General features: G+C 60.2%; 14 protein-coding genes. 8 read left to right on the top strand and 6 right to left on the bottom strand.

The genetic code is table 11. From position 1 onward, the window contains the following. The first annotated feature begins 216 nt into the window (after positions 1-216). The 6 genes from ACY8D3_RS11355 to ACY8D3_RS11330 all read left to right on the top strand — a co-directional run bounded on the left by ACY8D3_RS11355 (position 217) and on the right by ACY8D3_RS11330 (position 11,587). A complete protein-coding gene (locus tag ACY8D3_RS11355) occupies positions 217-684 on the top strand; it encodes a hypothetical protein (RefSeq protein WP_462378884.1) in 468 nt (155 codons plus the stop codon). Positions 685-688: 4 nt separating this feature from the next. Further along, positions 689-1,483 carry a cellulose biosynthesis protein BcsQ gene (bcsQ, locus tag ACY8D3_RS11350; RefSeq protein WP_462378883.1) on the top strand — a complete coding sequence of 265 codons (795 nt, stop codon included), beginning with the start codon at positions 689-691 and terminating at the stop codon, positions 1,481-1,483. 5 nt (positions 1,484-1,488) lie between these two features. Next, a complete protein-coding gene (gene bcsA / locus ACY8D3_RS11345; protein ID WP_462378882.1) occupies positions 1,489-5,919 on the top strand; it encodes a UDP-forming cellulose synthase catalytic subunit in 4,431 nt (1,476 codons plus the stop codon). A gap of 13 nt (positions 5,920-5,932) precedes the next feature. Continuing rightward, complete coding sequence (locus tag ACY8D3_RS11340; protein ID WP_462378881.1) at positions 5,933-10,105, top strand: cellulose biosynthesis protein BcsC; 4,173 nt, start codon at positions 5,933-5,935, stop codon at positions 10,103-10,105. Continuing rightward, positions 10,102-10,572 (top strand): cellulose biosynthesis protein BcsD, encoded by a 471-nt coding sequence (gene bcsD / locus ACY8D3_RS11335; protein WP_462378880.1) that lies wholly within the window; start codon positions 10,102-10,104, stop codon positions 10,570-10,572. The genes ACY8D3_RS11340 and bcsD overlap by 4 nt, the downstream gene beginning before the upstream one ends. A gap of 73 nt (positions 10,573-10,645) precedes the next feature. Further along, positions 10,646-11,587 carry a glycosyl hydrolase family 8 gene (locus ACY8D3_RS11330; protein WP_462378879.1) on the top strand — a complete coding sequence of 314 codons (942 nt, stop codon included), beginning with the start codon at positions 10,646-10,648 and terminating at the stop codon, positions 11,585-11,587. On the opposite strand, the gene ACY8D3_RS11325 is transcribed toward ACY8D3_RS11330, so the two are convergent. The 5 genes from ACY8D3_RS11325 to ACY8D3_RS11305 form a co-directional block, all read right to left on the bottom strand. Next, on the bottom strand, positions 11,527-12,741 hold the full coding sequence (locus ACY8D3_RS11325) for an FUSC family protein (protein ID WP_462378878.1): 1,215 nt from the start codon (positions 12,739-12,741) through the stop codon (positions 11,527-11,529). The genes ACY8D3_RS11330 and ACY8D3_RS11325 overlap by 61 nt on opposite strands. Positions 12,742-12,743: 2 nt before the next feature. Then, a complete protein-coding gene (locus tag ACY8D3_RS11320) occupies positions 12,744-14,075 on the bottom strand; it encodes a deoxyguanosinetriphosphate triphosphohydrolase (RefSeq protein WP_462378877.1) in 1,332 nt (443 codons plus the stop codon). 120 nt (positions 14,076-14,195) lie between these two features. After that, the gene (locus ACY8D3_RS11315; RefSeq protein ID WP_462378876.1) at positions 14,196-14,513 is read right to left on the bottom strand and encodes a hypothetical protein; all 318 of its coding nucleotides are present in this window, start codon (positions 14,511-14,513) and stop codon (positions 14,196-14,198) included. Next, positions 14,510-14,914 carry a phage holin family protein gene (locus ACY8D3_RS11310; protein ID WP_462378875.1) on the bottom strand — a complete coding sequence of 135 codons (405 nt, stop codon included), beginning with the start codon at positions 14,912-14,914 and terminating at the stop codon, positions 14,510-14,512. The genes ACY8D3_RS11315 and ACY8D3_RS11310 overlap by 4 nt, the downstream gene beginning before the upstream one ends. Before the next feature lie 14 nt (positions 14,915-14,928). Continuing rightward, positions 14,929-15,321, bottom strand: a complete 393-nt coding sequence (locus ACY8D3_RS11305) for an ElaB/YgaM/YqjD family protein (protein WP_462378874.1) — start codon at positions 15,319-15,321, stop codon at positions 14,929-14,931. Positions 15,322-15,503: 182 nt separating this feature from the next. On the opposite strand from ACY8D3_RS11305, the gene ACY8D3_RS11300 reads away from it, so the two are divergent. Continuing rightward, complete coding sequence (locus tag ACY8D3_RS11300) at positions 15,504-16,646, top strand: serine hydrolase domain-containing protein (protein ID WP_462378873.1); 1,143 nt, start codon at positions 15,504-15,506, stop codon at positions 16,644-16,646. 465 nt (positions 16,647-17,111) lie between these two features. Then, on the top strand, positions 17,112-18,359 hold the full coding sequence (locus ACY8D3_RS11295; protein WP_462378872.1) for a sensor domain-containing phosphodiesterase: 1,248 nt from the start codon (positions 17,112-17,114) through the stop codon (positions 18,357-18,359). Between the two features lie 91 nt (positions 18,360-18,450). Here ACY8D3_RS11295 and ACY8D3_RS11290 read toward each other — a convergent pair whose 3' ends face one another. Next, positions 18,451-18,885, bottom strand: coding sequence for a hypothetical protein (locus tag ACY8D3_RS11290; RefSeq protein WP_462378871.1), 435 nt, complete (start codon positions 18,883-18,885; stop codon positions 18,451-18,453). Positions 18,886-19,110 lie beyond the last annotated feature (225 nt).

Genomic DNA, 19,110 nt, shown 5'->3' with positions numbered 1-19,110 from the left:
CATTAGTCGACTGAAGCTTGGCGCTGTTTGGCCGATAAAGCGAACACTCTGACGCAAGCGCGTTTGCCGTCGCCAAATATCCGGCTGTCGGCCCAAGCTTAAGCGTCGCTGTCAGCAAATTGGCAATCGATATATGATGGCAATATGATTCCAGTGATCGAGAAGCCGTCCTGCACCAACCGTACTTTCTCCGTGTAATCCCTGAGTAATGCCTTCATGACAGATAGAGATGATGTTCGCCGGCTGATGACCCAGCTCGGTACACCAGCCGAGACGTATCAGGTGTTCGATGATGAACCTCAGACTGCGAACCTCAGTAGGTGGACACTGCTTGAAAGCGTCGCCAAGGCGGGCCGCTCGGTGAAAACGCCTGTTCGTGAATCTCATCCGGAAGACGTTGGCCCTCGGATATCGGAGCTCGTTGCACACCTGGTATCAAACCATAGCGAAATAGCTCTGGAGGCGTCTGCATCGACGGACCGGCCTGTAAAGGCGACGCCTTTTTCAAGTGCTGCTCCTCAGCAAAAGCCGGTACAACTGAGCACCGTCGTGGACGGTGTGCCGAGCACATTCGCCTCACTCTTCAAGCGCCCCGATACAGCGCCCGATAGTGATTTGGAGCCCTCAGGCCCTGTAGCGACAGGCAATAGCCTGAAGCAGTTGCTCAAAACGATAGGGACCTGACGTCATGCCGCTTATCTGTCTTTCCTCCCCCAAAGGAGGAGTAGGGAAAACGACCCTCACTGCTAACCTGGCGTTCGCGTTGCAGCGGCAGGGCACACCTGTAGCAGTGATCGACTTTGACGTTCAAAACGCGCTTCGACTTCATTTTGCTCAGCCATTCGCCGAAACCCGCGGCTATGTGGAGCAGGCAACGGCGGAGTCGGACTGGTCGCGGTTCGCGGTATCTACACCAAGCGGAATCCGCCTGCTCCCCTATGGCATTGCGACTGAGGCGGCTCGTCGGAGCTTCGATGCGCGTCTCGCCGAAGATCCACTATTTCTCGTCGATGCGCTGCGCGGGCTACTGATAAAGCCTGGGATGGTCGTGCTGGCAGACACGCCGCCAGGTCCGTCCATGGCGCTCAACGCACTGAACCGGATCGCAGACATTCGCATTGCCGTGCTGCTTGCAGATGCCGCTTCCGCTTCGGTGCTTCCCACCATCGAGCAGGGCGATTTCTACGGTACACAGAACATCCGCAGCATATTGCCGGTGACCTACATCCTGAACCAGGTCGACCGTCGGCGCCGTTTGAACAGCGATACGACAGACTTCCTGCAGGCGAGGCTCGGTGCATCGCTGCTAGGTGCAGTCCATCGAGATGAAGCCCTGGCGGAAGCGCTAGCGACGCAGCAATCGATATTCGAATTCGATCCGGCCTCGGCCGCGGCCTACGACATCGATCGTATCGCCCAGGCGGTTTCGCACCTCGTCGACGGCCTCAAGAACAACACGCTAGGTCAACGCCTTCAAGGATGAATGCCATGGGTCGGTCTAATGGATGGAAGGGCCTGAAACTCCTTCCAATCCTGATATTGCTGTTCGTCGCGCTCCCATCGGTGATCCTTTTCATCATCGTTCCACTCGATATTCCTCTGCAGTTTCTGATGGGGGCATCGATGGCAGCTGCAATGCTGCTGCTGAACCGCATCAAGTCGTACTGGATGACGCTTGCGCTCATCGTCCTGTCGGTCGCGGTATCCACGCGTTACCTCTATTGGCGTACTACCGAGACGCTGGTGTTCAGCAACGGGATCGAAGCGTTTCTCGGGATAGGCCTGTATCTGGCGGAAATCTACGCCTGGATCATCCTGGTCATCGGCTACTTCCAAAGCATCTTGCCACTTCAGCGTCCGATCGTTCCCATGCCGGAAGACACGTCTACTTGGCCGACGGTGGACGTCTACATCCCCACGTATAACGAGAGTTTGTCGGTCGTCCAGGATACGGTGCTGGCAGCGCTGGATATCGACTACCCGGCAGATAAGCTTCGAGTGTATGTGCTCGACGACGGGAAGCGCCCTGAGTTTGGCGCTTTCGCGGCAGCAGCAGGCGCGGGATACATCACGCGCACGGACAATAACCACGCCAAGGCTGGCAACCTTAACCATGCCATGACCAAGACCGACGGCGAGCTGATCTGCATCTTCGATTGTGACCACGTCAGTACACGCGCCTTTCTTCAGGCGACGGTAGGGCAGTTCCTTGTCGATCCCAAACTGGCCCTCGTACAGACGCCTCACCATTTCTATTCCCCGGATCCGTTCGAACGAAACCTTGCCAATGGCCAACAGGTGCCGAACGAAGGCGAGCTGTTCTACGGCCCCGTTCAGCAGGGCAACGATTACTGGAACGCGGCGTTCTTCTGTGGCTCGTGTGCGGTCATTCGCCGCTCGGCGCTGGAAGAGACCAATGGGTTCGCAACCGAGACCGTTACCGAGGACGCGCACACAGCGCTGAAACTGCAGCGCACGGGTTGGAATACCGCATTCATTGCGGTGCCACTGGCGGCGGGACTGGCAACCGAGCGCCTGTCGCTGCATATCGGTCAGCGGATGCGCTGGGCCAGGGGAATGACCCAGATCTTTCGTCGAGATAACCCATTGCTGGGCCGCGGGCTAAAACTGCCTCAGCGGCTCTGCTACCTCAACGCGATGCTGCACTTCCAGTTTGCGCTGCCGCGGATCATCTTCCTGACGGCGCCCATGTGCTACCTGATGCTGGGCCAAAACATCATCTCGTCTTCGGCGGCGGCCATTTTCTCGTATGCCTTGCCGCACCTGGTCCACTCCATCACCACCAATGCTCGAATCCAGGGCAAGCATCGCCATTCGTTCTGGGGTGAGATATACGAAACCGTACTCGCGTTCCATATCCTCAAGCCGACGCTGGTTACCCTGGTTGACCCGAAACGCGGCAAGTTCAACGTGACGGACAAGGGCGGCCTGCTTGATCGGGGCTTCTTCGATTTCGATATTGTGAAGCCCCACCTGTTGACGCTTGGCCTGCTCTTCGTTGCGATGATCATCGGGACGTTGCGCCACTTTTGGGTTCAGTGGATTCCGTCGGATCCCAATGTCCTCATCCTCAACCTTCTCTGGGCATCGTTCAGTGCCATTACCCTGATGGCCGCCATCGCCACAGCGATGGAGCAGCGCCAGCTGCGGTCAGCGACACGTCTGGAGGTCAAACTCCCGGCCGTGCTGCACTTTTCAAACGGGCGGACGCTGCGGGGTACGACGCGGGACATTTCCATGGGAGGCGTTCGAGTCGTTCGGGATGGTACAGGCAAGGAGTTGCCCGGTCAGCTTGAGGAGATCGAACTCATTTACCAGGGCAATACGCTATTCCTTCCCGTCGATCTGATGGGCACCAGTGACAAGGAAGTGCGCCTGCGTTTCCCTGTACTGGACATCCCGCGTCGCAGGGAGCTGGTCGGGCTGGTAATGGGCAGGGCAGACGCCTGGCTGGAAGACGGCCCCATGCGAACCGACAGCCCGCTCCGCTCGCTCATGGGCGTCATGCTGAACGCGCTGTCGCTGCTTCGCTGGCGCCGGCATGGGAAGGCGAGTGGTACGGCGCCACGCGCACCCGCATCGAACGCTGCCCCCTCGACACCACGTCCGGCGTCGGCAAGTGCCGGTTTCGCCCGTGCTGCGGTGCTGGTCCTGCTGGCCGGATTGACCCTGGCGGGCTTGTCGGTCGCCGCCCATGCCGCGCCCACGAAGACGCAGCCAGACAGTTTGCCTGACGTCCTGACGTTGCCCCGGCCCGTCAACGCAACCGCGCAGCCTATCGCAAGCACGACTGCAGCCGTCGATACGCTGCGGTTTTCTCAATTGGGTGTCACGGATGTCGTGACGCTTCGCGGAGAGCGTGGGGAAATCGGCCTGCCATTCTCGTTCAGCAGCCAGCAAGTGGTAACCACGGCGCGCCTTGATCTCCATCTTATTCATGGCCGGCAGATCCCGGACGGCGCTCGTCTGGAAGTGCTGGTCAACAACGAGCTGGTCCGCCGCATCCCGCTATCGAATGGCCAGGATGCCGATCTCGTGGAATCGGTTTCGATCAATCCTTTGCTGTTGGTGCCGTATAACCGACTCAATTTGAGGCTTCGCAGTGATCAGCCTCGGTGCGAAGACCCGAACCAATCGCCCTTATGGGTCAGCCTCGCGAAGGATTCGGCATTCACGTTCGCCTATGAACGCCTGCCGCTGGCGAATGAGCTGTCGATGCTGCCCGCGCCTTTTTTCGACCCGGCCCAGATGGGCGATTTCAAGCTGCCGATCGTGATGGCGGCATCACCTGGTGAAGCAACCCTGCGCAACGCTGCGCTGGTGGCTTCGTATTTTGGAACGCTCGCCCAGTTCAGAAATATCGATTTCCCGGTATCGCTCGATGCGCTGCCGCTTGGCAACGCGCTCGTTATCCTGGGCCCGGATGAACGGATACAGGGGTTATCGCATCCGGCGCCGGATCTCCGCGGGTCGTTGGCGATCGTCGACAACCCCCGCGACCCGCTTGGAAAACTGCTGGTCATCAGTGGCGCGTCGGCCTCAGCGTTGAGAAGCGCTGCGCTGACGCTTGCCACGGCTTCGTCCACGTTGACCGGCGCTCATGCCTCGGCAACTGTAACCAGCGTAGCTCCCCGGCAACCCTACGATGCCCCCAATTGGATATCCCCAAGCGCGCCAGTACGCTTTTCGGAACTTGCGAAGGACGAGTTGATGAGCGAGGCCGTCGCACCGGCCAGCATGCGGGTAGGCTTTCGAGCGGCGCCCGATACATTTCTATGGAATGGTGGCAACGTTCCAATGCGTATCAAGTATCGCTTTCCCGACGGCGATTGGTTCGACGCGGCTGCTTCTCACCTCGATATTGCGCTGAACGGGCGGTATCTGACCTCTGTTCCGGTGCTCAAGCCGGGTGTCTTCGAAAAGCTCAAGAATGCCGTGGGCTTTTACACGCGGCAGGAGGAAGCCGTCGTGGAGATTCCGTCTTACCTGATCTTTGGCCAGAACCAACTGGATTTCTTCTTCAATACCCAGTTCACGCCGGACCCGGATTGCACGCGGGATCTCCCGGATCGCGCGCTTAGTCAGATCGATGGCGATTCCCAGATCGACCTGACACGCACGCAGCATTTCGCTCAGCTGCCCAATCTCTCCTTCTTCGTCGGCGCAGGGTTCCCTTTCACGCGCCTGGCAGACCTGTCCGAGACGGCACTGGTGCTACCGTCCGCGCCCAAGGCGCAGGAAATACAGGCGATGCTCATCATGCTGGGCCGGTTTGGCGCAGCAACCGGCTATCCCGCAACAGGTGTCGAACTGGCCGTTGGCAAGGGCGCAACCCAAGTGTTTGCCAACCGCGACCTGCTGGTAGTGGCCCAGCTGGACGAGCGCGCCGGCGTAGGGCAGTGGCTTGAGGGGTCCGCGTTTCGCATGGATGGACAGCGGATACGCATCCGGACCGAAGAGACGATGGATAGGGCACTGGCCGTTCTTGCCGGCGACTGGACACGTGAAGGCCAGGCCGCTGACCGGCAGCTGTCAGCTGAGCGCCAGTTCCAAGGCTTGGTCAGCCGCCGATCACCTTTCGATCGCGACAGGGTGATGGTTCTGGCCTTGGCGACCGATCCCGATTGGCTGCCACGCGTTGCCGATGGATTGAATGACCCCGTTATCACGCCTGAGATCCGCGGCGACCTAACGGTCTTCGAAGCGGCTGATCGTGTACAGAGCTTCCGCACCGATGCGCTGTTCTCTTACGGCGAGCTGCCATGGTGGGTCCATGTGCGCTGGCTCTTCCGAGAGCGACCGTTGGTTTTGATGGTGCTGGTGCTTGGGTCCACCGCCCTTATTGCGACTGCCATGTACCCCTTGTTGCGCGCCCGAGTGCGCCGCCGTCTGCGGTGAACGAACGATGAAGATGAAACAGCTTTCCCTGGCCATGCTCTGCGCGCTCGGCGCCGTAGGTGTCGGCATGCCGGCTCATGCGCAAACGGCTGCCGGTCTGGACGTCCTGCTACAGCAAGCCGAGTTCTGGCATGCGCGCAACCGTGATGAACTGGCCCAGCAGACACTGCAGCGCGCACTGCAGGTACAGCCCGATTCGGAAGAGGCCATGTACCGGCTAGGCCTCTACGCGCTTCCTGCCGATCCCAAGACGGCCGAGCATTGGCTTCAACGTCTCAGGGATGTGAATCCATCGAGCAGCTTCATCCCACCGCTTGAAGGTGAGCTCGCCAGTCAGTCGCTCGACCGTAGCCGGCTTCCGGATATTCGGGCACTGGCGGCAAAGGGTAATAGCGCAGCGGCTGCGGATGGCTATCGTGCGCTATTCAAAGGCGCGCCGCCGCCGCGCGATCTCGCGCTGGAGTACTACCAGACCCTGGCTGGAGATCCGAGGCATTGGCAGGAAGCGCGGGTGGGGCTCGAGGGGCTTCTGGCGGATCGTCCGAACGACGTGGAGGTTAGAGCGGCGCTCGGGCAGATGCTGACCTACAGGGAAGAGACCCGCCGGCAGGGTTTGGCATTGCTTTCCCCTCTGGCCACGCGCGTACCGGAAGCGCGCAACGCCTGGCGCCAAGGCTTGTTATGGCTCGATGTAAAGCCTGCGGACGAGCCGCTGTACGCGGCATACGCCGAAGCGTATCCAAATGACGACGAGGTTTTGTCCCGGTTCGTGAAGGCCGTCGAGGCTAGGCGTGTTGATCCTGGTGATCAGGCGAGGGTCGACGCTTACGCAGCGCTCAAGGCCGGGCAGATCGACAAGGCCATCTCGGCATTCACCGATTCGGTCAAACGAAATGATAAGGATGCTGATGCCTGGGGTGGCTTGGGCATCGCGCAGCTGCGTGCCGGCAATTACAAGGCTGCGCGCGAAAGTCTCGCCCGTGCAGGCAAACTGGCGCCTGCGAAGCGGAATTCATGGGCAGAGGCACTGGCCAGTGCCGAGTTCTTCGAGAAGATGCGTGCAGCGGAAACGCTGCGAGACCGCGGCCGCTTTTCCGAAGCGGAGGCTGCCGTACGCGACCTGGCCAATCGAGCCGGCGACCGCGGGCGTGCCGCCAAGCTGCTGCTTGCTGATATAGAGACAAAGGCTGGCAACCCCGCCGATGCGGAGCGCACCTACCGTCAGTTGTTGGCGGAAAACCTGTCGGACGATGTAGCCGTCAGCGGCCTCTATGGCGCTTTCATGACGCAGGGCAAGCGCGGGGAGGCGGCTGATCTCCTTCGGCGCTATCCGAGCCTGTCGAAAGGCAGGGTGGAAGAAATCCAACAACTCGAGGCGCTTTCGCTCAGGGACAAAGCCGATAGCCTGCGCAAGCAGGGCGACAATGAGGGCGCAGCGAAGGCATTGTCTGAAGCGCTTGCGCTGGCGCCGGAGAATCCCTGGATTCGCCTTGCCTATGCCCGCTTGCTTGTCGCGAACAAGGACCCTCGTCAGGCCCGGATGATGATCGAGCCGCTTGAATCCGGCCCCGCCAATGTAGAGGCGCTTCATGCTGCTGCCCTGTTCGCGTCGGAGCAGGGGCGGTGGGATGATGCCTCTCGCTACCTTGCCCGGATACCTCAGGGCCGCGAGCGCAACACGGAACTGGAGGAACTACGCGCGCGCGTGGCGCTAAACGGCAAGCTCGTTGCAACGCGTCAGGCTGTCGCGTCACGCAATACGGTTGTGGCACGGCATGCACTGCGCGATCTGTACGATAACGCCCCGTCCGACTTCGCTTCCCGAGGGCAGGTCGCGGCGGCGCTGGCTGAGTTGGGCGAGCCTGGCCTAGCCCTGACGCTCGTTCGCACCGGCCTCGGTAAGGAAGGCGGAACGCGGCCGGTGTCGGATTATCTGTCCTATGTATCGGTGCTTGGCCGCACCGGGCAGGTCGCCGAGGCGGACGCGCTGATGCGTACGTTAGAGCAGCGCAGCGACCTCAGTGCCGATGATGCCGAACAGTTGCAGACGTTGCGCAATGGCTTCGCCGTCACCCAAGCCGACCGGCAGCGCCAGGCGGGTGACCTTGCCGGTGCCTATGACACGCTCATGGCGAATTTGGCGACCACGCCGAGTGACAGGAGTCTGCTTCTTGCCATGGGTAGACTTTACGACTCAGGACAAATGCCGAGAGAGGCAAGCACGGTGTATGACGCCGTGCTTCGCGAGGCCCCTGGTGATCCCGATGCCGTCCGTGGCGCTGTGACCGCATCGCTTTCCAATGATGATCCCGACCGTGCGTCACGCATTCTCTCCCGCGCGACGCCTGCACTGGATGAAACGACCGGCCTTGTCCTTTCGGCCAAGGTCGCGGCTGCTCGCGGCGATAACAGAAGAGCCATTGCATTGCTCGAATCGGCGCAGCGCAAGCACCAGCCAGCGGCCGTTGGTGGCCAGCAGCCCGGAACGCTTCTGCCGGTCATTGCAGCCAATGGAAACCCATTCAGAAATGAGCCGTTTGCAGGCCGCATGATGGCGTCTGGCGTCGGTGCCTTGCCCTCGACATGGGTGGCTGCACAGGATCCAGCCGGAGCCTCCAATCCCTTTGGCGATTCGAATGACCCGATGCGGTCGGCAGATCCGCTGGGCAGCGAAATCGCGCAGACGCTCGGTGAGATACGTGAGAAAACGGCTACATATGTCACGGGTGGCGCGGAGATACGCGTGCGTGACGGTGATGCCGGACTGTCCCAGCTGACCGAAATCAAATCGCCGATGCGGTTGTCCATGGTGCCGCTCGATAGCGGACGTCTTGAATTCAGTGCGACGCCTACCTTCATCGACGGTGGGCGCGCCGGCACGGAAGCCGGACGCCGCTTCGGCAGTGTCTCCGTGGCGTCTGGGCGTGCCTACCTGGCCTATGCCGATGCACAGCAGGGCTACAACCAGGCGCGCAGTCAGATCGAACAGAACTTCTCTGCCTACAACCAGGCTTTCCAGGAGGAATTCACTCGCCTGCTGGGCAATGGGTCCATCCTGACACCGCAGCAGCGCGCCGATGCAAGAGCGGCTGCTCAGGCGGCAGCCTTCGATCGGGTCGCGGGGGACGTTACGGATCCGGCCCTCCGCGGGCAGCTCTATGAGCAGCTGGTGAATTCGACTCAAGCTCAGGTGCTGAGCTCCCTGTCCGATCCGGCGCTGCTGGCTGCTGCCGAACGGTTGGGCGCGGCCAGGCGTGGTATTGCCAGTGCACCAACGCCGGAAAATCTTCAGGATTCCGGGGTCGGTTTCAGCCTCGGCTACCGGTCGGACGAGTTCAGCGCGGACATCGGTTCGACCCCGCTCGGTTTCCAGCAGACCAACGTACTGGGCGGCGTGAGCTGGACACCCAAGGTTGGCCAGAACGGACGCGTCACCGTCGGTCTTGACCGGCGCTCGGTCACGGACAGCGTTTTGTCATACGCTGGTGCCAAGGACCCTGTATCCGGGCAGACCTGGGGCGGCGTCACCAAGACAGGCGTCAACTTCCAGTACGCGTACGATAGCGGTGATGCTGGCTTCTATGTGGGCAACGATTTCCATCTTTACCGCGGCAAGAACGTCGACAACAACCACGCGATCGGCTTCAACACCGGCGCTTATCTGCGACCGATCCGTACCAAGAACGAAGAGCTGCAGACGGGCGTGAACCTGAATTGGCAGCGTTTCGACAAGAATCTGGGTGGCTATACGCTGGGCCACGGGGGCTACTTCAGCCCGCAAAGTTACGTCGGCCTGTCGTTCCCGGTGCAGTACACGCTGAACAAGAGTCAGTGGGAGATGAAGCTGCGCGGCGCGGTCGGCTACCAGTCTTTCACGCAGGACAGCTCTCCGTATTTTCCGAAGGACAAGGCGCTGCAGTCTGAACTGGAGCAGCTGGAAACGCAGGTTGCGGAGGCCTACGAAGGCCTTCGTAACAGCGGTTCGGTTATCGCACCGCCTTCGATCCGTTCTCGATACGAATCCTCGAGCGAAAGCGGTCTGGCCTTCAATGGTGGCGCTAGCCTTGAGTACAAGATCGGCAAGCAGACACGCCTGGGCGGAACCATCGCGTACGATAGTTTTGGCGACTACTCCGAAACCAGCGGATCGATCTACCTGAAACATTCCATGGAGGCGCTGCCTTGATTTCAGAGCAGGATATTCAGCACGCGAACCTTGCGTACTACGGTAACCAGTACAGCAATAAGCAATGGCGCCATTTCGTAATGACGCTCGTTCAAGAGATGTACGCTTCCGCTGGCGCGGTGGATGCGTGCGCATTCCTGCGGCATGTCGGCGGACAGCTCGCACGGGCCAACCCTGTTGGCGAGCAGCCGTCGCTCGATGGGCTCCAGATCGCGTTGAACGAGGTGTTGCAGACCATGGACTGGGGATGGGTTCGATTCGCACTCGATAACCAGGCGGTACGCATCGTCCATGGCGCCTATCCTGGCATCACCGAGACGGCCAAATATTGGGGCCCCGCCATGGGGGCTGTGCTGGAAGGCATGTACCAGGTGTGGTTCCAGGCACAGGCAGAGGATGTGAACCTCAAGGTGCAGTGTATTGCGACAAGCCCAAATGGCGCACTGGTGTTTCGTTGTGGCAGCTAATCCCGTGTGGCGACGCCTCCTGTCTATCCTCTCTATCGGCCTATGCTTGCAAGCGTGTGCAGGCACCGAGGCGGTGAATACCGATAGCCAGTGGACGCGCTACGTGCATGATTTCGTCGAAGGTGGGCGAGTTCGTGACACGGGGAACGGCAACATTAGCCATTCCGAAGGGCAAGGTTGGGGGATGTTGCTGGCGGAAGCCAATGCTGACCGCAAGACGTTCGATCGGCTCTGGACTTGGACCCAACGCCATCTGCGCCGTAGCGATATTGCCTTGTTTTCCTGGCGCTACGATCCCGCGCGCACGCCTCACGTCCAAGACCCCAACAATGCAACCGACGGCGATGTCCTGATCGCCTGGGCGCTGCTGCGCGCGGCCGATCGGTGGAGCGAGCCCGAATACGAAAAAGCCTCCCGTGAGATTCGCAAGGCCATTCGGGAGCGCCTCGTTATCAATTATCGAGGTAGGACGGTTCTGCTACCTGGGCTGGTCGGCTTCGAAACGGACGGGCGCGTCATTTTCAACCCGTCCTATCTGGTGGCGCCTGCTTTGCTCACGTTCTCGCAGCGTGAGCCGTCGGCGGGATGGGAGCGGGTGCTCGATGATGGTTTGTGGATCATTGAGCAGGCGCGTTTCGGTACCTACGGCCTGCCAACCGACTGGGTCGCACTAAAGCCTGACGGGACGTTCGCACCGGCAGAAGGCTGGCCCGCGCGCTTCGGCTTCGACGCGGTGCGGGTGCCGCTCTATCTGAACTGGGCGGGCCTCTCACCACTGGGGCCCATCTTTCAACCGTTCAAGGCGCTTTGGTCATGCTGCAAACAGGTCCCGGCATGGATCGACGTACACACCGGGGAGCTTTCGCCGTATCCAGCATCGACAGGCGTCAAGGCAGTGGCAAGCCTGCTAAGCCCCGATGCCATGATGCCCACACCGGGGGCGAAGGAGGACTACTACTCGATGTCGCTCCTGTTGCTGTCACGGCTGGCGGCCGCCGAGCAATCCCGGCGCTGATCAGACTGTTCAATGACCGGGTTTGGTTGGCTTTCCGCAGCGGGCATCGAGGCTGCATTGGGAGTAGGGGTTTCCGTCCCACCCGCGAGCGGATCACCACGGAGCGCTGCCATACGCCGGGTACCCGCTGTGCTCAACCAGTCCGCCAGCAAGGCAAGGCCGAAAGCCAGCCCTGCGCCATAAACGGCTATTTCCAGCCGGTGCATCGCGAAGTACCAGTCCCGGGAAAGCGCTTCGGCCAGCAGTACAAAACACACGATTGCCTGGACCGAGAAGGCAGCAAATCGCCTCGCCAGGAACGCGCGCATGACGTAGACCGTGAGCAGGATGGCGAACACCATGTGCTGTGGGCTTTGCAGCGAATGGCCGAGTACACAGATCAGGAGCAGTACGACGAGCGAGAGCACAGCCGCGCGCAGCGCATTTCGCGTGCTGAAACGCGGGTCCAGTTGTAGGACGGCGAAGGCGGTGAGTGTCATCCAATAGCTACGGGTCACGTCAAAGTAGCTAGCAGCGAACCCGACGGCTGCGGCGCCCACGCCGGTCATGACTGCAAACAGTAACCAGCGATAGCGTGGCAGGCGCCTGCGATGTCGCCGGAAGCTCCGAAGGATGACAGAGAGTCGAGGAAGGTCGGGCCACATACGCAGGCCGTGCACACCCCGCAATCCGAAAGCGAGGAACAGTGCCCAGCAACCACCCACCGTGAAGAGCACGCCAACGGCAAGGCCGCTGCGTAACGCCCCTACGCCGTGCTGACCCTGCCCAAGGCAAAGACACGCGACGAGACAGAAGGCGAACGCGGCGGCTTCCTTTCCATATCGCTGCATCCACGCGAAGAAAAGTCCGAAAAGCGCGAAGAGGCCGGCACTGGCCGAGGGATGGCTGTCTGCCCAGAAGCCGAGTCCGGCACTGAACGCGCCCAGGCAGATCAACAGGCACATGTGCAACATGCCGAGCCGTTGTAGCGGATTCGCCAACGACGCCATGAAGGCACCAGTTGCCGCCCAGATGAATCCGCTATGGCCGCTGAAAAGCCCGAGCAACAAGGGCAGTGCACAGCCAAGCGCCGCGATCAATGCCGAGCTGAATGCCGGCATTGCTGGCCGCCAGCCGCGAAGGCGGGAGAGGGAAGAGGCAGGCGAATAGCTCATGATTACGTCGGACTGGAGCGTCCAGTCATCTCTCTCGCCATCTCGGTGGCATAGCTGTCAGTCATTCCGGCGATAAAGTCGATCACCCGTAAGAATGCATCGTAGAGCGATGCGTCGGGGGACGGGGCGTTGTTGCCCAACAGGTCAAGAATACGTCGATTCTTGAACGAGGGCGAGCGGCCGCCTCGTTGCTCCAGCGAGGCACCGCAGAACGCGTTCAGGAGAATCTCGAGCGTGGTATAGGCCCCGATCTCATGAAGCGTCTTACGCTTGTCCTGGAAAATTTTCTCCCGGGCCATCGCTTTCGCTCGCTGCACACAGCGCTTGGCCGGGCCGTGCATATGTTCCACGAGATCGCCATGGAGCGTTCCAGCGAGTAAGGCCTCCTGCTGGGCGACAAACGCGCGTGCGGCCGCGTTGGTGAGATGTTCGATTGCCTTGCCCCTGAGGATGGCAAGGCGCCGTCGCCTGGAGTCGCGAGGACCGAGTTGGCGGTAGGTTTCTGGCAGATCGTCTCCCACGAGATCGAGCAGCAGTGCTTCGACCTCCGGGTAATCCAGCAGGTCCATTTCAAGCCCGTCTTCCAGGTCGATCAGGCCATAACAGATGTCATCCGCGGCCTCCATGAGGTAGACGAGTGGGTGACGCGCCCATCGTTGTGGCTCGAGCATAGGGAGTTCAAGCTTCGCTGCAATCTGCTCGAGCAGTGGCAGCTCGCTCTGGTAGCAACCGAATTTGTGTTTCTTGTAACCCAGCGCCTCGGCATGACGTGACGTCCACGGGTACTTGAGGTACGTACCTAGCGTCGCGTATGTAAGCCGAGTACCCCCATCGAACTGGTGATACTCGAGCTGCGTGAGCACCCGGAAGCCTTGGGCATTGCCCTCGAAACTGAGGAAATCGGCACGCTCGGCGTCGCTCATGTCGTCTAGCCAGCCACGAGCGGCGGCCTGTTGAAACCAGTGGCGAATGGCATCCTCGCCAGAATGGCCGAACGGCGGGTTGCCGATGTCATGGGCGAGACAGGCCGACTGCACGATCACACCGAGATCGCTTGGCGAGCACCAGGTCGGAAGTGTATCTCGCAGCATTTCGGCAACGCGCATTCCGAGCGAGCGCCCGACGCAACTCACCTCGAGCGAATGGGTTAGCCGAGTGTGGATATGATCATTGCTCGAGACAGGATGGACCTGCGTCTTGCGACCGAGACGCCTGAACGCGCCAGAAAAGATAATGCGGTCGTTGTCTTTGTGAAATGGGCTGCGACCTAGCTCTTCCGTGCTGTAGCTAGCTTTGCCCAACCGCTCACGGGTCAGAAGTGTGTGCCAATCCAAGGGCAATCCTCGAGCTGCGAATCCTTCTAAGCTTCGATGTTAAGGCGCAGATGCGCAAGAGGAGGGGGCGTACCCGGCAGGGCCCTATAGAGGACCGGCCCTGCCTTTGGGTACTGACAATCAACGCGGTGAGCGTAGCTTCCTGATGAGCGGGTAGGCGGTAATGCCAAGTCGCGCCAGTTTGCCGAGCTTGCCCAGCCGCTTGCCAAACAGCGCCAGGACAATCGTGGACGCACCCAGCCACATGGGCGTACCGGTGCTTTCTTCGCCTACTTTCGGCTTGCGCTTGCTCGGCAGGAGCATGCTCGTGAGTCCCGCAAGCGGATTGCGCAGGGGTTGAGAGTGGTAAATCAGTTGCTGCCGGTACATGTCCATGCGCAGCCTGACCAACTCCTTGTGCTGGCTTCGCTGCGCAGCCGACGATAGCGGTTTGCTCATGGCAGTAGTCTCTCCCGGTTTCGCGCCAGCTCTTCGAGCGTTGCGTGGAAGGGTGCACCGCCGCGCTTCACGAGGTAAATCGCTCGCAGCACGCTCGCAAGCAGCCCGAGACCGTACAACAGGCACAGGCCGACGATTGCATGCAGGCGATAGTCATCCCAGCAGGCCACCAGCACGGCAGCAGAGATGCCAATGATGATCATCAGGCCAAAAATCAGGCTGAGGCCTGAAAAGATGAACAGCTGGAACGTGCGCGACTTTTCTTCCTGAAGCTCGATGCCCAATAGCTCGAGGTGGCTTTGGAACAGGCCAACCGCGGCGCCACCGAGGCGCTTCAGAGAAGGCCTCGGTGCTTCATCCGACGGCGGCGTCATGGGCGACGTCGTTGTCCGGTCTTCCATTGTCCGATCCAAACTCAGCGGCGCGAGGACAAGAGGCCGAGAAGGAAGCCAACGCCCGCAGCGATGCCGACCGACTGCCATGGGTGTGAAACCACGTATTCCTCAGTCGCAGCCGCCGCCGCACGGCCTTGTTCGCGAATGTCGGATTCACGCTCCTTGAGCATGACCTTGGCGCGCTCAAGGTTCTCGTTGAGCTTCACGCGAAGCTCGTCAGCCTGGTCGCCTGCAACGTTGGCGGTGTGCTTCAGTAGCTTTTCAGTATCAGTTACCAATGTGTTGAACTCCTTGATGAGGGCGTCTTGTGCGTCGGCGAGATTGCGCTTGTGCGCCTCCTTGTCGACGATGGGCTCCTTGAATGCGGCAGCTGCTTCGGACACGGTTTCTTCTACGGTGCTTTTCACTGTCATGTCGTTCTCCTGAATGCGCGTTGCCGCATAGATTGATCTGGCTGAAAAGTTCGAACCTCCCGACCGGGCGGAGGTTCCGCAGCGTCGTATCAACCCGTTTCGGTTGGCTACCAAATGCCGTTTGCAAAGTATCCGTGACACGTCGAACATGGCCGCTGTAACAGCCATAGAGAGGCCTCAAGGTGGTCCAGGGTTATTTCGATCTCAAATTCGAAGCGGTGCGTGAGGCATTCGAGACCATATTCGAGAATCCACAGGAACGGGGCGCTGCGCTCTGCGTGGAGGTAGAGGGCGAACGCGTGGTCGACTTGTGGGGCGGTGTCGCCGACAAGGATGGTCAGCAGGCCTGGGAGCAGGACACGATTGTCAATGTATTCTCGTGTACGAAGCCATTCGCAGCCGTTGCGCTTCTTCAGTTGGTCCAGGAAGGCAAACTTGACCTCGACGAGCCGGTGTGGAGCTACTGGCCGGAATTTGCGTCGGCCGGCAAGGACCGGATCACACCCCGACAGTTGCTGAGCCATACCGGCGGTTTGGCGGCATTGCGCGAGGCGCTACCTGCCGAAGCGCTTTACGACTGGGACCGCATGACGTCCGCGGTGGCCGGCGAATCCCCCTGGTGGGCGCCGGGGACTGCACATGGGTATTCACCTATCACTTTTGGCTGGTTGATAGGGGAGCTGTTGCGCCGGGTCGACGGCAAAGCGCCCGGTGACAGCATTGCCAGGCGCATATCGGCGCCGCTCGGCCTGGACTTTCATGTCGGACTGTCTGACAGCGAGTTCAATCGCGTAGCTCATGTGTCGAGAGCCAAAGGGCTGGCAGGTGATGAGGCGACACAGCGGATGCTAAAGACGATGATGACCGAGCCGAATGCACTGAGCACGCGGTCATTTACCAATCCCCCTTCGGTGATGACAAGCACCAACCGACCCGAATGGAGGCGGCTGCAACAGGTGGCTGCGAGTGGGCATGGCAACGCCCGGAGTCTCGCGGCATTTTATGGGGCCTTGATGGAAGGCGAGTTGCTGAATGCAGAACATTTGAACGAGATGACGCGGGAGCACGCCAAAGGCGAAGACCTCACGCTTCTGACCGCGACGCGTTTCGGCCTGGGGTGTATGCTCGATCAGCAGAATGTGCCTAACGCCACCTATGGGGCTGGGCCTCGCGCTTTCGGTCACCCGGGCGCCGGCGGTTCAACCGGCTTCGCCGATCCCGACCACACATTATCCTTTGGCTTCGTGACCAACACGCTCGGTCCTTACGTCCTGATGGACCCAAGAGCGCAACGGTTAGCACGTGCGGTCAGTGCTTGCTTGTAGCCCAATGGTGGCGATGACGGAGCATCGTCAATCGGGTGATGTGATGAGCGCGGGGCTTGCGTTTGCCCTGGCCTGGTCGTTCAAGCGCTGGTCTGGAGACTGGAGCTCGGGGAAGGTCAGGGTGCGCTTGCGTACTGTCAGCCTGGTGCCGCTTCGCGATCCTGAGCATGCCCCAAAGCATCGCCACCGCAACGGCCAGCCAACCAAGAATCATCAACGTAAGCGTCAGTGCGGGACTCGTCATTTTACCCTCCGCGTCTGTGCTGCCTGTTAATGAATAGACACCCCATGCAGTTGTCTGTGCGCCCCTGCTGACCAGTGGTAGCGATGCGGCATCACGCTGTCGCGATTCTGAACGAAGGCGGGCGACTCCGTCACTTGGCAGACGAACGGTGATGCGCGGTAGCCAAATGCACTTTTTGAGGGGCTAAACTTCGGCTGTTGTATGCAGAAGGAGTTACGCCAATGGATTCATCAACGAGCAATTTCCTCGAAGTGGTGTCCGTGGCGCCCGAAGTGACAGTAAGTACATTCATAGACAAGATCGTGCGTGCCGTGCGCACGCACCTGGGCATGGACGTTGCGTTCGTGTCGAGATTCCGTAACGAGGATCGGATATTCACGCACGTCGATTGCGAAGGTCCGGCAATTCTCAAGCGGGGCGATACCATGCCGCTGGATGAGGGGTACTGCCAGCGCATTGCCTGCGGTCATCTCCCCGAGCTGATTCCCGATACAGGTGCGCTCCAATCGGCGTTGGCTGTGCCGGAGACGCAAAGTGTGCCGATCGGCGCGCATGTCGGCGTTCCGATCATGCTACAGAATGGGCGACTCTATGGAACATTCTGCTGCTTCAGCGCCGAAGCGGATCTTTCGCTCAGCCAGCGTGATCTGGAAATAGTCAAACTGTTCGCGGAATTGATCGCGGACAAGATCGACAGCGAAATGGCTACGGTGGATCGACTTGAAGAGAAGGAAGGTCGGATCCGCCGCATTATCGCGATGAACCAGCCGGTTGTTTTCTACCAGCCCATCTACGAACTCGACAGCATGACCATTAGCGGCTGGGAGAGCCTGTCGCGGTTCCGTTGTGAGCCGGTGCGTAGCCCTGATTTATGGTTTCAAGAGGCAGCCGAGGTAGGCCTTGGGCGTGTGCTTGAAATCTGCGCGATTCGCACGGCGATCCTGGGTCTCGGTGTTTTGCCCGGCGACAGCTACATCGCGTTCAACTGCTCATCCGAGACGATCCTTGACGGGGAGTTGACCAGCGTACTGTCGGGTATCTCGCTCGAACGCGTCGTACTGGAGATCACCGAACACGCCGTCGTACAGGACTATGAGGCCATCCTGCAGGCGCTCAGGCCGCTACGTGATCGGGGCATGAAGCTCGCCATCGATGATGCTGGCGCAGGTTATTCCAGCCTCCGACATATCCTCCGGCTCGAGCCCGACCTTATAAAGCTCGACATGAGTCTGGTCAGGGATATCGACAAGGATTCCCGTCGAAGGGCGCTTGCATCTGCACTTATTGCTTTTGCACGCGAAACGGGAAGTTCGATCGTAGCGGAAGGGGTCGAAACGAGCGAGGAGCTCGCCGCATTGCGCTCGCTCGGTGCTGACAAGGCGCAGGGGAACCTGCTGAGCAGGGCGATTTCACTCGACGATGCGCGTCGCCTGCCGCTGCGTTCCGCTCACGGCCGAGCGCGCCGTTAAGGCTGAAGAACGGCCGCTGCGGAAGTAGCGGGTGAAGAAGACGTCTCAGAGGGTGGGGCTCATGAGACATCTTCCCGTTCTGCCATAAGGCCTATTGGCTTTTCTTGACGGCTCCGCCACGGCGCCAACGCGCGGCAAGCTCCTTGCGCATGATGACGATCTCTCGTGGCGCCCTTATCGTGAGCCGAACGCTGCCGCGCTGAATCGTGACCTGTACCTGTAACGGATGCCGGGTAATTTGTTCGGCTGTCGCAGGCGTCGCGTCATCAACGAACAATACGATCTCTTCGCCCACATAGCGACCAAGCGACAGGCCGCCAAACGGCGTGTCGAGCAGGGCATCCGCTTCAAGAATCCTCATGCCCGGTGGGGTAGTCACCTTCAGGTGTGCCTGGGCACGGGTCGCGCTCACCACCTTGATGGTAATGCCGTCTTTTTGCAGATCCTTCAGCAGTTGATGGTGGTCCGTTCGTGGTTCGAGCGTAAGGACGATGGCCTGATTATTGGAGCGACTACTAACTAACATTCCCATCCGGTGGTTCATCTCTGCAGTGAGGATTGCAAGCCGGACAACATAAAACTCGGCCCCAAAATGTGATCTTATTCACATTTTTAAAAAATTGCAGGCGAGACGGCGAATTTTTCTCAACCTGCCATGTCTTGCAACATCTGGTGCATCGTATCGATTGCGGACTGCCTGGAACTGCATCGTCGGATTTGTCTCGAATCAGGAAACACCCAGTGGAGAGCA

Source organism: Pseudomonas sp. Marseille-QA0892 (assembly GCF_054950135.1).
This window is presented reverse-complemented; position numbering and strand designations above follow the sequence as displayed.